Source organism: Curtobacterium pusillum (assembly GCF_007680845.1).
Classification (GTDB): Bacteria; Actinomycetota; Actinomycetes; order Actinomycetales; family Microbacteriaceae; genus Curtobacterium; species Curtobacterium pusillum_B.
Genome location: NZ_VEIY01000006.1, coordinates 195,710 through 210,011, shown reverse-complemented (window position 1 = coordinate 210,011; position 14,302 = coordinate 195,710). Strand labels below are relative to the sequence as shown.

The 14,302-nt window shown below is 73.0% G+C and carries 11 protein-coding genes; 4 read left to right on the top strand and 7 right to left on the bottom strand.

The features are described from left to right. Positions 1-98: 98 nt before the first annotated feature. Positions 99-314: a DUF3499 family protein gene (locus tag FS825_RS14140; protein ID WP_144714099.1), complete on the bottom strand. Its 216-nt coding sequence runs from the start codon at positions 312-314 to the stop codon at positions 99-101. Between the two features lie 58 nt (positions 315-372). Here FS825_RS14140 and FS825_RS14135 point away from each other — a divergent pair, with 58 nt between their 5' ends. After that, positions 373-813 carry a hypothetical protein gene (locus FS825_RS14135; RefSeq protein ID WP_144714098.1) on the top strand — a complete coding sequence of 147 codons (441 nt, stop codon included), beginning with the start codon at positions 373-375 and terminating at the stop codon, positions 811-813. Between the two features lie 31 nt (positions 814-844). Here the strand turns inward: FS825_RS14135 and FS825_RS14130 are convergent, their stop codons facing one another. From FS825_RS14130 to manA, 5 genes are all read right to left on the bottom strand, one after another. Further along, entirely contained in the window at positions 845-2,248 is a 1,404-nt protein-coding gene (locus tag FS825_RS14130) for a DUF5719 family protein (protein ID WP_144714096.1), read from the bottom strand. Next, complete coding sequence (locus FS825_RS14125; protein ID WP_144714094.1) at positions 2,245-5,082, bottom strand: glycosyltransferase family 2 protein; 2,838 nt, start codon at positions 5,080-5,082, stop codon at positions 2,245-2,247. The genes FS825_RS14130 and FS825_RS14125 overlap by 4 nt, the downstream gene beginning before the upstream one ends. 74 nt (positions 5,083-5,156) lie before the next feature. Continuing rightward, on the bottom strand, positions 5,157-5,489 hold the full coding sequence (locus tag FS825_RS14120) for a WhiB family transcriptional regulator (protein WP_395886260.1): 333 nt from the start codon (positions 5,487-5,489) through the stop codon (positions 5,157-5,159). A 180-nt stretch (positions 5,490-5,669) separates the two neighbouring features. Continuing rightward, positions 5,670-6,632, bottom strand: a complete 963-nt coding sequence (galE, locus tag FS825_RS14115; RefSeq protein WP_144714092.1) for a UDP-glucose 4-epimerase GalE — start codon at positions 6,630-6,632, stop codon at positions 5,670-5,672. Between the two features lie 53 nt (positions 6,633-6,685). Beyond that, entirely contained in the window at positions 6,686-7,894 is a 1,209-nt protein-coding gene (gene manA / locus FS825_RS14110) for a mannose-6-phosphate isomerase, class I (protein WP_144714090.1), read from the bottom strand. A 38-nt stretch (positions 7,895-7,932) separates the two neighbouring features. Here manA and FS825_RS14105 point away from each other — a divergent pair, with 38 nt between their 5' ends. Beyond that, positions 7,933-9,312 (top strand): O-antigen ligase family protein, encoded by a 1,380-nt coding sequence (locus tag FS825_RS14105; RefSeq protein WP_144714088.1) that lies wholly within the window; start codon positions 7,933-7,935, stop codon positions 9,310-9,312. 6 nt (positions 9,313-9,318) lie between these two features. On the opposite strand, the gene FS825_RS14100 is transcribed toward FS825_RS14105, so the two are convergent. Then, complete coding sequence (locus tag FS825_RS14100) at positions 9,319-10,692, bottom strand: hypothetical protein (RefSeq protein ID WP_144714086.1); 1,374 nt, start codon at positions 10,690-10,692, stop codon at positions 9,319-9,321. Positions 10,693-10,784: 92 nt separating this feature from the next. Between FS825_RS14100 and FS825_RS14095 the strand changes: the two genes are divergently transcribed. Next, on the top strand, positions 10,785-12,086 hold the full coding sequence (locus FS825_RS14095) for an O-antigen ligase family protein (protein WP_144714084.1): 1,302 nt from the start codon (positions 10,785-10,787) through the stop codon (positions 12,084-12,086). A 312-nt stretch (positions 12,087-12,398) separates the two neighbouring features. After that, entirely contained in the window at positions 12,399-14,267 is a 1,869-nt protein-coding gene (locus FS825_RS14090) for a glycoside hydrolase family 25 domain-containing protein (RefSeq protein WP_144714082.1), read from the top strand. The last annotated feature ends 35 nt before the right edge of the window (positions 14,268-14,302 follow it).

Here is a 14,302-nt window from a genome sequence, read left to right as displayed (position 1 = left end):
ACCAGTCTTCCATGCCGGGAGGCACGGGTCGTCAGCCGACGTCGGGGACGTGAGTCGCGCCTCCAGTCCGCCGCCTGTGGAGGACCGAGCGGGTCCGCTCAGTCGACGTCGCGACGGAGCGGCTCACGCCGCACCACCTGCCACCCGCGCGGGACGCGCAGGGTGGACGCGTGCCGGGCGCACAGGTCGTACCCGTGCGGCTCGACGCGGGTGGAGAGCGGCCCGACCACGACCATCGAGTCGCCGTAGTCGTACGTCAGGGTCGCCGATGCGCTCGCGCCACACGCGACCTTGCTGCAGATCCGTACGTCCATACCGCCGACGACCCTACCGGGGTGGGGCCGTGGGGCGCTGCCCGCGTACGATGTGGGGATGCGTCGCAGGACTCGTCTCGTCACCCCGGTCGACCGCGGCCGGGGCCGTTCGCGGCACGGGCGGGGCGGCCGTTCGAGCGTGACCGGCCCGGACCTCGCGCCGGTCATCACGCGGGCCGAGACCTTCGACCGCATCGTCGGCGACACCGCGCACTACCTGCTCGGGCTGTGGCCGGACGAACTCAAGGGCGTCGTGTTCCAGGTGGCGGACATGCCGACGGACCAGAGCCTCCCGGACCACCTGCCGCGGTGGCGGGTCGACCGCGAACAGCGGCGGCTGACGGTCTTCCGGATCCCGGTCGAGCGGGTCACCCGCAGCCCCGAGAAGGACGACGCCGACAAGCGCGTCATCATCGAGACCGCGGTGTTCCGGGCGGTCGGCGAGCTGATCGACAAGGACCCCTGGGACCTCGCGCCCGACCGCTACCGGCACTGGTGACACCGAGCCCGTCGGGCGTACCCCGCGCGGGTCAGGGGTAGACGCGCACTGGCGTGGAGACCTCGGTCGCCGCACGCACCGGGAAGCCGGCGATGCCGTCGGCACCCATGTACGTGACGCCGGCGACGAGCCCCTTCGTCCCGCTCAGGCGGAGCTGCTTCGAGACCGGGACGATCACGGTGCTCGTGGCACCGGCCACCACGTCGACCCGCTGTTCCTGGTCGCCGGAGCTGATCGTGACCTCGGCATCGCTCCGGGTCGGGTTGACGAGGGTGAGCCGCTGGTTGTCGCCGGGCGCGAGCGCGGTGATCGTGGAGGACCCGAGCGGCTCGGCGGACGCGAACCAGCCGAGGTCGGACCGGCCGTCCTCGGTCGGGGTCGTGGTCCGGGCGCCGGCGACGAGGCGCTCCGTCGACGTGACCGTGAACGAGTAGCGCCCGTCCGGGAAGTCGTCGAGGGCCACGTCGGTGACGACGCCCGGCTCGGCCGTGGCGTTCACGGTCGACCCGCCGCCGTCCGCGGTGGTGATGCCGAGGGTGACGCGCGCCGCCTTCGTCCCCGGGACGAAGAGCCGGACGATCGGGGCGGCGTCGGCGGTGTCGTCGCCGCGCTGCGCTTGCTGCGCGCCCTGGAGCACGACGCCGGGGATGACCTGCGACGTCGACGGAGCCGCGCCGCCCGAGACGATGTCGAAGCCGCCGGGGGTGAGGGTGCGCACGATCGTCTCCTGCAGGTGCGCCACGATCTGGCCGCCGGACGACTCGACGTGCACGACCGTGGAGCCCTGGTCGGAGACGAAGCCGGACAGCGGCACGACCTTCTGCGTGTTCGGCGCGACCACGATCCCGGTCGTACCCGGAGCGCTCACGGTGCCCGACGCGTCGTAGATCGACAGGTCGACGGTGGCGTTCACGTCGGTCGGGTTCGACAGCGTCACGAGGCTCGTGCGACCGGTCTCGGTCGAGCCGCCGACCAGCCAGGTCGACTGGACCGGGTCGTCGCACGAAGCCGCACCGACCCCGACGAGGTCACCGCTCGAGACGCTCTGGTAGCTGCTGCCGGCGACCTGGGGCGTGGTCTTCCCCGCCGGAGCGGTGAGGAGGCGCGGGTCGCTGCCGCCGGTCGACGACGGGTCGAGGGCCGAACGTTCCACCGTCGACCCGGTCGTCGCGGTCGCGACCGTCGCGGAACCGACCGTGCTCGCCTTCGTGGCGTCGTTCCCGGCGTCGTCGGAGAGCCGCAGGGCGCTGCCCGCGCAGACACGCTCGGCGTCGGCGGCGACCGGCGTGACGGTCTTGCCGGCCGGGCGTCCGGGGTCGGACTCGGTGCCGATCGCGTGCGCCGCGGTGACGGCACCGGCTGCGACGACCACGGCGATCGCGGTCGCGGTGCCGCGGATCACCCAGCGGCGGACGGAGGCGGGGCTGGTGCTCATTCGTCGCGCTCCTCGTCGAAGGTGGTGGCGGGTTCCTCGGCCTCGATGACGTTCGAGGTGGCACGACGGCGGCGGGGCGCGGTCGGCACGGCGAGCAGGGCGGCGGCGCCGAACACCACGCCGAGGACCACGAGGTACAGCACGTGCGTCGCGTGCGCCGCGGCCGAGCCCGTCGAGGGCCGGTCGACGTCACCCTCGTAGTGGAACAGCTGCCCGCTCGTGGTCTCGCCGATGCTCGTGAAGAGCGCGTTCTGGCCGATCGCTCCCGCTGCGCGGTCGTGGACGTCCCGCGCTGCGCTGTCGTCGGAGGCGTCGTCGAGCAGGACGAAGCTCACGCCGAGCTGCCGGAGTGCTGGCTCGGGGTCGTAGCCGCTGCGGCTGGCCAGGTTGCCCGCGAGGGTCGCCAGCTGCGCGCCCGAGCGGCTCAGGGTGAGCGCGGTGGAGTCGAGCGTCGTCTGGTCGTCGAGGGTCGACCCCTGGCCGCGCTCGAGCGACACAGCGAGGGACCCGTCGTCCTGCGGCTCCACTACGAGGGTGCCGACGTCTGGGTTCGCCTGCGCCTCGGCGTTCACGTAGGCGCTGAGCACCCGGCCGGACGTCGGCTGGATGACGGCGTTGCCCAGGTAGAACGCACCGAAGGCCGGGGCGACCGTGACGGCGGCGAGCACCGTCGCGACGAGTGCCCCCACGGGCGCCAGGCGCGGCAGCACGTCGATGCCGATGCACGCGGCCGCGACGATGCCGAGCCAGTACACGGAAAGTCCGCCGCCGGGCCACACGATCGTGGTGGTCGACCCGACGCCGGTGACGGTGACGTGGGTCGCGGAGAAGGCGGTCGCGAAGCCGAGCAGGGCCACGACGAGCGCGGCCCCGGCGACGGCCCAGCGGTGCCCGAGCATCGAGCCGATCGCGGCGACGGCGAGCGGCAGCGCGAGGACGGCCATCAGGACCGGGAGGATCCAGGCGGCGAGCGCGAGCCCCGAGGTCGTGGGCAGCCAGCCGCTCCAGTCCGGCACGGGCTGTCCGATAGCGAGCTGGAACGCGGACGGCGCCCGGGTCGCGGACGGGACGCCCGGGTCGGCGAAGATCGCCAGCGGGTTGCCGCGGGACACCTGCGCGAGGACGAGCGGCAGGAAGAGGACGGCCGTCGGGACGGGGATGAACACGCGTCGGTGGGCGCGGCGCCAGCCGACCACTAGCGAGACGAGCCACGCGAGCAGCAGCACCGGCAGCAGCGACGGCGCCGAAGCGGCCACGACCGCGAACAGCAGCGACGCGCCGGACGCCCACGCCCAGGAGCGGTGCGCCTCGAGCACGGCGAGGAACAGCCACGGCAGCAGCACGTGCGCGATCACCGCACCGAGGTGGCCGCTCGTGACGGCGCCGACGAGCGTCGGGGCGATCGTGTAGAGCGCCGCGCCGATCACCGGCACCCAGGTCCGCGTGGTGACCTTGCGCACCGCGAACCAGGCGCCGAGCGCGGACACCGGGAACGCGACGAGCATGACGAGGACCACCGAGGTCGACGGCGACCAGAAGGTGATCGAGCCGAGCACGGCCAGGACGGCCGCGAACGGGTCGGACGGGCCGGTGAAGCCGGTGCCGATGGAGTGCCAGCCGTACCCGACGTTCTGCCACAGCCGGGCGACGTCGGTGCTCAGCGGCAGGAGCCCGCCGCCGGTGAGCGCCGGGGACCCGAGCAGCGGGTAGAGCGTGACGACGCTGAGGACGGCCGCGGCGAGGACGACCCAGATGCCGCCGTCGCTGAGGAACGATGCGCGCGCGATCGGCGCGTCCTCCACCCGGGCGAGCTCGACGTCCCGCGAGGTCGTGCGGCGCTCGTGCACGCGGCGCCAGCTGACCCGGAGGGGCTCGACGGCCGCCCAGCCGAGCTTCTTGTTGCGTGCGAGGACCTTCCGGGAGCGGCCCGTCCCGCCACCGAACGCCACGGCGAACGCCGCGGTGAGCTCGGCACCGACCGCCGCGGGGTGCTTCGCGGCGAGGTGCCCGATCACCCGACCGATCGCGAACGGCACGAGCGTCAGCCAGTGCAGCCAGAGCAGCCCGGCCGGCGCGTAGGTCATCCGGCGGTGCAGCTGGGCCTGCCGGTGCATGCGGACACGACGGGCTTCGGAGACGCGCTTGCGTCCGAACTCCTCGATCGGCCCGGCGGTGGTCACGCGGGCGTCGGGGACCATGGCGACGCGGTGTCCGGCGAGGCGGACACGCACGCAGAAGTCCAGCGCCGCGTCGACGTCCGGGAGTGCCGGGTCGAAGCCGCCGAGCTCGTTCCAGACGGAGCGACGGACGAGCATGCCGCCGGCCGCGACGGCCATCACGTCGGTGTTCCGGTCGTGCTGGCCCTGGTCGAGTTCGTCCTGCACGAGGACGAGCGACCGGCCGAACCGGGTCATGCTCTCGCCGAACGCGCGGATCTGCGAGGGGTCGTCGACGTCGACGAGCTTCGGTCCGGCGACGACGACGCTCGGCGCGATCTCGACGGCGGAGAGCATCTCGGCGAGCGCGGTCGGAGCGGGCGCGTTGTCGTGGCCGAGCAGCCACAGCCACTCGTCGACGGGTTCGTCGGCGACCGCCGGCGGCGCTTCGCGCTCGCCCCGGGCGATCGCCTCGCCGAAGGGGCGGCCGGCCGGGAGTCGCAGGAGTTCGGCCGATCCGCCGAAGGACAGGTCCTTCGTCGAACCGTCGGTCGACCCGAGGTCGACGACGACGAGGTTCTCCGGGTGACGGGTCTGGGCGGCGAGCGCGTCCAGGGTCCGGTCGAGGTGGTCCGCCCCGTTGGCGGCGACGAGGATCGCGGTGACTCTGGGCTGCATGACGGGCGCCACTCTACGGTCTGGAGGCGCGGTGCCGGTCGCGGGGACCGGCGCGCCGTGAACCTGTGGGAACGTCAGGCGCGCTTGCGCAGCTTCCGGCGTTCACGCTCGGACAGGCCGCCCCAGATCCCGAAGCGCTCGTCGTTCTCCAGCGCGTACTCGAGGCACTGCGACCGGACCTCGCACGACGTGCAGATCTTCTTGGCCTCCCGCGTGGAGCCGCCCTTCTCGGGGAAGAACGCCTCCGGGTCGGTCTGCGCGCACAGCGAGTCGACCTGCCACGCGAGCGGGTTCGCCTCGTCGTCGGTCTCCGGACGCCGGACGCCCGGGACGCCGAGCGACACGGGGTCGACGTGCCAGTCCTCCGGTACTCCGGCGTGGAAGTCGGAACCGTTCACCCTGATCACCCCTGACGTCTCGATAACGGGACCACAACGATCGCTGTCGTTGCCTGTAATTACAGCGGTGTCATTCGCGAGAGTCAAGTCGCGGATCATAGAAGGCCCGACCGGTTCCGGCGTGTCATGTCCCCCGTACGGGCGTGTCGCGAGCGGTCTGTCCGGGATTCGGGGGACAACTAGGGCGGCTCAGACGCTGCGGCGCCGGGCCTCCCACGCGCTCGTGACCATCTCGTCGAGCGTGTGCCGCATCGCCCACTCCAGGTCCCGTCCCGCGGCCTCGCCGGTGGCGACGATGCGGGCCGGATCGCCGGGACGACGCGGGGCGACCTCCGGCTCGAAGGCGATGCCGGTCCCCTTCGCCATGGCGTCCATGATCTGCCGGACGCTCACCCCGTCGCCGCTGCCGAGGTTGTAGGCGCGGTCGAGGTGCTCCCCCGCCTCGAGCTTCCGCGCGGCGACCGCGTGGGAGTGCGCGAGGTCGGCGACGTGGACGTAGTCCCGGACGCACGTGCCGTCGGGCGTGTCGTAGTCGTCGCCGTTGATCCGCGGGGTCCGTCCGGCGAGCAGCGCGTCGAACACCAGCGGGAAGAGGTTGTGCGGGCTCGCGTCGTAGAGGTCCGGTTCCCCGGACCCGACGACGTTGAAGTAGCGGAGCGACGTCGTCGTGAACCCGGCGGCGACCTCCATGTCGCGGAGGAGCCACTCACCGATGAGCTTCGACTCGCCGTACGGCGACTCCGGCGCCTTCGGGGTGTCCTCGACCACCGTCTCCACGTCCGGCGTGCCGTAGACGGCCGCGCTCGAGGAGAAGACCGCCTTCGTGACGCCGGTCTCCGCCATCGCACGGAGGAGGGTCGCCATGCCCGTGACGTTCTGCTCGTAGGTGTGCAGCGGGCGCTCCACCGAGACGCCGGCGTACTTGAAGCCGGCGACGTGCACGACGCCGGTCACGGCGTGGTCGCGGAGCGTCCGGGCGACCAGGTCGCCGTCGAGGATCGTGCCCTCGACGAACGGGACGTCGTCGGGCACGAAGGCCCGGAACCCGCTCGAGAGGTCGTCGAACGCGACGGTGTCGATGCCCGCCGCACGCAGTGCTCGGACGACGTGGGACCCGATGTACCCGGCGCCGCCGGTGACCAGCCAACTCATGCTCGCCACGCTAGCGGAAGCGCTCCGCCGTCAGACCGCCACGCGCTGCGGGTTCACGCACCCGTCGCGATGAAGACCGTGGACGCCAGGCCGCTGCCGCCGTCGGCCTCGACCGTGACGTCGCCCTCGTCCGGCGTGATGTAGCAGGACTCGCCCTGGCGGAGCAGGGTCGCCGAGGTCGCCCCGACGAGGGTGACCGCGCCGGCGGTGCAGATCGCGATCGACGGACCGACGAGCGGAGCGACGCCCCCGCCACCCGTGCCGACCGGACGGCCGTCGCCGGAGACCCGCAGCAGCGAGAACCCCACGCCGTCCGGTGCGAACCGCTCCACGCCGGCGTCGACCGGCTCGGGGCTGAGCACCGGCGCCGGGTGGGCGGTGAAGTCGAGCACGTGCAGGAGCTCGGGGACGTCGACGTGCTTCGGCGTGAGGCCGCCGCGGAGGACGTTGTCGGACGGCGCCATCAGCTCGATGCCGAGCCCGTCGAGGTAGGCGTGGATGTTCCCGGCGGGCAGGTACATCGCCTCCCCGGCGGCGAGGGTGACGCGGTGCATGAGGAGCGAGACCACGATCCCCGGGTCCCCGGGGTAGGCCGCGGCGAGGTCCCGGACGGTCGCGGTGTTCGGCGTCAGCGCGTCGTCGGGCAGTGCCGAGGCGAGGTCGCTGGCGGCCTGGACGACCGCGAGGGCGGACGCGTCGGCGGTCTCGAGCCAGCGCACGGTGTCCTCGAGCCCGTGCTGCAGGTGGACGTGGAGCGGGCCGAGCCGACCCGTCCCGGCGTCGAGCGCGTCGACCTCGGCGATGGTCTCGGCCACGGGACGGAAGCCGCTCAGCGCCTCGAAGCGCTCGCTCAGCGCGACGACGAGCTCCGGCTTCGGGAACGGGTCCTTGTAGTTGCGTGCCGGGTCGTCGATCGGGACGCCGGCGGCTTCCTCGCGCTCGAAGCCCTCACGCGCCTGCTCCGGGGTCGGGTGCGCCTGCAGCGAGAGCGGTGCGGCCGCCGCGAGGACCTTGAGGAGGAACGGCAAGCCGGCGCGCTGCGGGCCGAGCGCGGTCTCCGGCTCGGCCGCGATCCAGTCGAGGAGCGTGTCCGCGCCGCCGACCATGGCGGGGTTCACCACGACGCTCGGGCTGCCGGGGTGCGCCCCGAGCCAGAGTTCGGCCTGCGGGGCGCCGGTGACCGTGCGTCCGAGGAGCTCCGGGATCGCGGTGACGGACCCCCAGGCGTAGTCGCGGGGCGTGTTCGTGATGCCGAGGAACATGGGACGAGCCTAGCGGCGGACCCCGGTAGCCTGACGTCGTGACGAACACCTGGCCGCTGTCCCGCGGGACGGTCCCCGAGCGCGAGGCGTTCGCCCTCGCCTCGACCGTCCTGTTCGTCCTGTTCGCCGGTGACGCCGTGCCGAACACGCTCACCTGGGTCGGCGCGGGGATCCTCTGGGCGGCGGTCGCGGTCTGGGGCACCACCGTCCTGGTCCGGGCCCGGCCACCACTCGCCCGCACCCCGCGCGCCCTCTGGTTCTTCCTCGCCTGGTGCCTGGTCTCCGTCGTCTGGTCGCACTGGCGTCCCGCCACGGTCGCGAGCATCACCGTGCAGGTCATCTGCGCCGCGATCGCGTTCACGATCGCCTCCACCCTGACCTGGCGCCGCATCATGGACGCAATCAGCCTGGCGATGCGGTGGGTGCTCATGCTGTCGCTCGTGTTCGAGGCGGTCGTCGCGGTGGTCGTGCGGCATCCGATCGCGCCGATCTGGACGCACTACGGTGACGCGCACATCCCGGACGCCTTCTACTTCTCGCGCGCCGAGCTCTTCACGGGCGGCCGCATCCAGGGACTCCCCGGCAACGCCAACCTGCTCGCGATGGTCGCGCTGCTCGCCGCGATCGCCGTGGCGGTCCAGTTCGCCGAGGGGCGGATCGGCCGCAACCGGACGATCGGCTGGCTGGTCGTCGCGGTCGTGGTCCTCGCCCTGACCCGGTCCTCCACCGTGCTGGCCGCTGCGCTCGTGGTCGTGGTGGCACTCGCCGTGGCGCTCTGGATCCGACGGGTCCCGACGGAACGCCGGACACCGCGCTACCTCGTCGTGCTCGTCGGGGTCGTGGTCGTCGGCGCGGTCGGCTTCCTCGCCCGCGGTGCCGTGTCCGAGCTCCTCGGCAAGGGTGCCGACGCCACCGGGCGCGGTGAGATCTGGCAGCGGGTGCTCGGGCTGGTCGACCAGCACCCGGTCTTCGGCTGGGGCTGGATCGGGTACTGGTGGCCGGACATCCCGACGCTGGCGGACCTGGCGCACCGCAAGGGGGTGACGTACCTGCAGGCGCACGACGCGTACCTCGACGTGTGGATGCAGACCGGCATCATCGGCCTGCTGCTCTTCGCGATCTACGTCGTCACGACGCTGAGCCGGTCGTGGGCGTCCGCCACGCGGATCGGGTACGACCGGACCCTGACGCCGCGGCCGTTCGACCCCGTGACCCTGCTGCCGCTGCTCGTCGTCGTCGCGCTGCTCGTGCAGTCGGTGGCCGAGTCGCGGCTGCTCTACCAGGGCAACTGGGTCCTCTTCGCCCTCATCGCGATCAAGTCGCGGATCGTGCTCGTCGGCGACGAACCGCGGTCGACCGGCGACGGGCCGCGCACCCCGCCCGCCCGCCGCGAGTTCCGCCGGGCCGCCACGCGCTGACCCGGCTTAGCCGCTGAGCAGCCGCGAGCACGGCACCTGGGCGGACCACGGCGCCGTCCGGACGTCGACCACCCGGGAACGGTCGCCGTCGCACGCCGCCACCGCCGCCGGGAGCTGCGCGGCCCAGACCGGCCCGTCGCTCCGCCGCGTCGGACCGGGCCCGGCGTTGCCGACGGCAGCGGCGACCACCAGGGTGACCAGGCACCACCCGGCGGCGACCCCGACGACGCGCACCGCGCCTCCCGTCCGCCCCCGTGCCCCGGCCGGCCCCGCGCTGCCACGCCACCCGACGAGGACGCTCGCGGCGACCACGACCGCGGCCGTCAGCAGCAGTCCGGACGCCGCCGCGTAACGCTGCGGCGGGACGGCGGCGAGCGCGGCGACCGGGTGCGACCAGTCCTGGGCGGCACCGCCGTTGGCGAGGAGGGCCGCCCACCAGACCCCTCCGGAGCCGGCCGCGAGGGCGACGACCATCCACCGGGAGCGCCACGACCCGACCACGAGGGCTCCGACGACGACGAGCGCGACCGCGACCAGCGGCACGAGCACCGCGGCCCAGCCGTGTGCGACCACGAGCCGGACCGCGGCGCCGACGTCGCGGTCCCAGGCACCGGCGAACGGTTGGAGCACCCAGCCGGCGACGACGTCCGCGAACGCCGGCGATCCGGGCTGCGAGATCCGCGCGTCGGTCACCGCCGCAACGACCTGCGCCGTACCACCGGCGAGCGCGACCACCGTCACCGGGAGCGCGCGCGGCCAGGTGGGGGCGCCGGCGGCGTCGCGGAGCGGCAGCCAGGCGACCAGGAGCAGCGGCAGGAACACCACCGTCTGCAGTTCGGTGAGGACCACGAAGGCGGTCAGGACCGCCACGGCGGCGCTCCCCCACCAGGTCCGCGACCGGTACGCGAAGCACCACGGCGCGGCGAGGAGCAGGAACCAGTGCAGGTTCGCGGCGTTGCCGCCGATCTCGTACGGCGTGAGCGGGAGGAGGGCCGGCACCAGGGCGAGGAGCAGGCGGAGCGGCCAGGCCGGGACGAAGTCCCTCGCGAGGACGAACACCGCGGCCGCGACGACGCCGACGACCACGCACGCGCCGGTCGACATGACCCGGGCGTAGTCCGCGACCGGGGCTGCCCAGGCGACGTCGACGAGCAGCCGTGGCACGAGGTGCAGGTACCCGGCGTACGGGTGCAGGAGCGAGTCGACCGGGCCGAGGGCGATGCGGTCCCGGAGGAAGACGCCGCCGTCCTCCGCCCAGACGGTGCCGCGGGTGACCGGGCCGAGCCGCCACCAGATCAGGAGTGCCGTGCCGATCGCCACGGCGACGGTGGCGACGACGCTGCCGACCGGCCGTGCCGTCGAGGTCGGTGTGCGGTCCATCGTCCGCTGACGCTAGCCCAGTCATCGCGCATCGGCGATATCGACGCTCCGCGATGACGGCAGCCCCGAGGTGCGTACGCCAAGATGGACGCGTGACGGACGGACGGCTGACGAAGCGCATGCTCGCCAGGCGCTACCTCTCCGCCTGGATCGGGTTCTCGGCCGGCGGCCGGTTCAGCCAAGCGCTCGCCACCGTCATCGTCCTGTTCGCGTTCGGACAGCCCGCGGTCCAAGCCCTCGTCGGACGCGCAGGTTCGTGGGCGGTGCTCGTCACGCTCTTCGTCCTCGCCGGGCTCAGCCTGCTCGGCCAGCGCTACCGGATCGAGTGGCACGGGGTGCTGCCGCTGTCGCTCCTGGCGTTCGTCGGGTACTGCGCGCTGAGCGTCCTGTGGAGCGAGTACTCCTGGGTGGCGCTCCGCGGGTTCGTGGGGACCGTCTGCTTCATCGGGCTGGGGCTGTACCTGGCGCTCGGGCGGGACCTGGTCCAGGTGATCCGGGCCTCCGGGGACGCCTTCCGGATCCTGCTCGTCGCCGCGCTCGGGCTCGAGGTCCTGTCCGGGCTCGTCCTCGACCTGCCGATCCCGGCCTTCGGCATCCAGGGCAACATCGCGTACGGCGGTCCGATCCAGGGCATCGGTGGGACCCGGAACTTCATGGGGTTCATCGCCGCGATGGCCCTGGTGACCTTCGTCGTCGAGTTCCTCACCCGGTCCGTCACCATGTGGCGCGCGATCGGGTCGACGGCCCTCGCCGTGATCGCGCTCATGCTCGTCCAGTCACCGATCACCGGGCTCGCGATGATCGCCCTCGCCGTGACCGCGCTCGCGCTGTGGTCCCTGCGGCACGCCCGGCCGACCACCAGGCCGGTCGTGAACGCCGTGCTCGGCGGATCGGTGCTCCTGATGATCGTCGTCGGCGTGCTCGCCCGGCACCGGGTGCTCGCCGAGATCGGGGCGGCCGGCGGGACCGCGACCCGACTCGACCTCTGGTCGCAGATCCGGGTGTTCGTCGGGCAGTTCCCCATCCAGGGCTGGGGGTGGGTCGGGACGTGGCCGCACGAGGCCGTCGTGCCGTACGTGACGTTCATCGACCCGGCGGGTGCGCGCTTCACCTCCGGGTTGAACGCGTTCGTCGACGCCTGGCTGCAGATCGGGCTCGCCGGCACGATCATCCTCGGGGTGACGGCACTGCTCGCGTTCGCCCGGGCCTGGGTCACCGCGACGACGTTCCCGGGGGTCGCGTACGTCTGGCCGGCCGCCGTCCTCGTGCTCCTCGGGGTCACGAGCGCGGCCGAGAGCTACCTGCTGCACGGGGCCGGGCTCATGGTGTTCGTCGCGGTCCTCGTCATCGCGGCGCGGCGGCGGTCCTGGCGGCGGCACCTCCCCCGCCCCTGACCCGGGCGCGGGCGTACCGAGTCGCGGGCGTACCTGGCCGAACCGGGCATACCGAGTCGCGGGCGTGCCGAGTCGATCCGGGCGTACCGGGTCGAACCGGGCGTACCCGGTCCGATCTTCCGACCAGGTACGCCCGGAAACGCTTTCCATCGCGGGCGCTCCGGGAGCGCGGGCGCCGGAGCGCCGGGGCGCCCCGGCGCTCCGTGGGTCCGGGGACACACGTCCACCCAGGTTGCACTGTGCAGCGGGCACCGAGCCCCCTAGACTGCGAGCGGCCGTCAGGGGGACGGCCCTCGCACGAGAAGGACCTCCATGCGCCTGCAGCACCGGATCGCCCTCGTCCTCGCCGCCGTGGTCGTCGCCACCGGCTTCGCGGCCGTCGGACCAAGCACCACCGCGAACGCCGCGGCCCCGACCACCGGCCGGTACACGCCACTCGACACGACCCGGGTGTGGTCCGGCGCCGTCGGCACCACCGCGAGGGTCGTCACGATCGCCGGCTCCGCCGGGGTCCCGTCCACCGCGACCGCCGTCGTCGTCAACGTCGAGGTCGAGAAGCCGACCGCCGCCGGGTACGTCCGGGTCACGCCCCGCGGAGTCGACGCGCGGGTCGCGACGCAGGAGTTCAGCGCCCGCCAGACGATCTCGAACCTCGCGACCGTCCGGCTCGCCAAGGGCGGGATCCAGGTCAAGCTGTCCGCCGGCAGCGGCACGGTCTACCTCGACGTGTCCGGCTACTACGGCAACGGCTCCGGCGCCACGTACACCCCGCTCGACGCGGTGCGGGTCTTCCAGAAGAAGGTCGGCACGTCGGCTGTCCGCGTCCCGCTCGCCGGCCGCGGGGGGATCCCCTCGAACGCCACCGCGGTGGCCGTGAACACCGAGGTCGGGACACCGACGTCGGACGGCTACGTTCGGGTCACGCCGGCCGGCAAGGACGCTGTCGTCGCCGCGCAGGTCTTCACCCGCGGCACCACCATCTCGAACCTCGTCATCGTCAAGCTCAACGGTGGTGCGGCGCAGGTGAAGGTCTCCCGGGGCACCGCCACGATCTTCATGGACGTCGCGGGCTACTACGCGAACACCAGCTCCGGGTCGGTCTTCGTCCCGATGGACACCGTCCGCGCCTACGCCGGCCCGGTCACGACGACCGCCCGGACCGTCCGGCTCACCGGCACCGCGGGCGTGCCCGGCACCGCGACCGCCGTGGTCGCGAACGCCGAGACCGAGCGCACCACGGCCGCGGGCTACCTCCGCCTCACCCCGTCCGGGCAGGACGCCCAGGTCGCCACCCAGGTGTTCGGTGCCCGCCAGGCGGTCTCGAACCTCGTGATGAGCAAGGTCGTCGGCTCGTCGACCGACCGACGCGTGCAGGTCAAGGTGTCGCGCGGGTCGGCGGTGCTCGACCTCGACGTCGCCGGCTACTTCGTCGACGGGTCCAGCGGCACGGGCTTCGGCGCCGACGTGTCCTGGCCGCAGTGCGGCAAGGCCCTGCCAACCGGAGCGGCCTTCGGCGTCGTCGGCGCGAACGGAAATCTCGTCAACGAGTCCAACCCGTGCATCGCCGCACAGCAGACGTGGGCCGCGGGTTCTGCGGGTGGGACGAATCAGCCGAAGGCACAGCTGTACATGCTTGCTGCGAATCCCGGGAAGCGGGCATCGGTCTGGCCCAAGACCAATCTCGACCCGGCGGGAAAGACGGTAACGAACCCCTACAACAAGTGCACGGGCGGATACGACGCGGGCTGCTCGTACATGTACGGCTACGCCCGTGCCTACGAAGCGGCGCACACACGGAGCGTTGCCACGCCCGCTGCCTTCCGGTGGTGGATCGACGTCGAGACGGCGCCTGGCGACAACGGCCCGACGTGGCTGAAGTCGACCGACGCTTCGAACTACGCTGCCCAGAACCGCGCGGACGTCGAGGGCATGGTTGCGGCGCTGCGTGCATCTGGCATCAAGACCATCGGGATCTACTCGACCAAGTACCAGTTCTCGCAGATCATGGGGTCCGTGACCACAGGGCCACTCCGCGGTCTGCCGAGTTGGATCGCGGTTGGCGAGAACGGTGCCGCTGCCGCCCAGGCGGCGTGTTCCGCCGGTGGGCTGACCACCGGGAGCCAGGTCGCGATGACGCAGTTCGTGAAGAGCAACCAGGACTACAACGTCAGCTGCGTCTGAGACGCGACCACCTGACGGACTGGAGGCGCGGGGCG

What these genes read in the sequence shown, in the direction of transcription:
- FS825_RS14090 (WP_144714082.1), top strand. Translation starts at nt 12,399, where the DNA reads ATGCGCCTGCAGCACCGGATCGCCCTCGTCCTCGCCGCCGTGGTCGTC.
- FS825_RS14135 (WP_144714098.1), top strand. Translation starts at nt 373, where the DNA reads ATGCGTCGCAGGACTCGTCTCGTCACCCCGGTCGACCGCGGCCGGGGC.
- manA (WP_144714090.1), bottom strand. Translation starts at nt 7,894, where the DNA reads ATGTTCCTCGGCATCACGAACACGCCCCGCGACTACGCCTGGGGGTCC.
- FS825_RS14130 (WP_144714096.1), bottom strand. Translation starts at nt 2,248, where the DNA reads ATGAGCACCAGCCCCGCCTCCGTCCGCCGCTGGGTGATCCGCGGCACC.
- FS825_RS14125 (WP_144714094.1), bottom strand. Translation starts at nt 5,082, where the DNA reads ATGCAGCCCAGAGTCACCGCGATCCTCGTCGCCGCCAACGGGGCGGAC.
- FS825_RS14100 (WP_144714086.1), bottom strand. Translation starts at nt 10,692, where the DNA reads ATGGACCGCACACCGACCTCGACGGCACGGCCGGTCGGCAGCGTCGTC.
- FS825_RS14140 (WP_144714099.1), bottom strand. Translation starts at nt 314, where the DNA reads ATGGACGTACGGATCTGCAGCAAGGTCGCGTGTGGCGCGAGCGCATCG.
- galE (WP_144714092.1), bottom strand. Translation starts at nt 6,632, where the DNA reads ATGAGTTGGCTGGTCACCGGCGGCGCCGGGTACATCGGGTCCCACGTC.